At 73.4% G+C, this 286-nt stretch carries 1 protein-coding gene; it reads right to left on the minus strand.

Translation table 11 applies throughout. The annotated features are described in order from the left end of the window. The coding region (locus OO48_RS34155) for a putative quinol monooxygenase (RefSeq protein ID WP_033223619.1) at positions 1 to 183 on the minus strand (183 nt) is incomplete at its 3' end. Positions 184 to 286 lie beyond the last annotated feature (103 nt).

Below are 286 nucleotides of genomic sequence, written 5' to 3' on the forward strand. Positions count from 1 at the left end.
GGCCTCGTCCCGGTACTGCTCGAAGATCCAGTAGGCGCGGGGCTCGGACGCCTTGCGGTGGACGTCGAAGGCGAGGTTGCCGGGTTCGGCCCGGACCAGCAGGGCGAAGTCCGCGACCAGGGCGGCGACTTGCTCCTCGCAGCCGGGCTTGGCGGTGAACTCGGCCAGCAGGGTCTTCTTCACGGCTGTCGCTTTCCGTACGCGGGGGCGGGGCGGCGTCACCGGGAGGCGGCGGCGGGGACGGACTCCAACTGGTGCGCCCAGGGCGGGTTCGGGCCGGCCACCG

This window comes from Kitasatospora phosalacinea (assembly GCF_000716545.1).
In the GTDB taxonomy this organism is placed as follows: domain Bacteria; phylum Actinomycetota; class Actinomycetes; order Streptomycetales; family Streptomycetaceae; genus Kitasatospora; species Kitasatospora phosalacinea.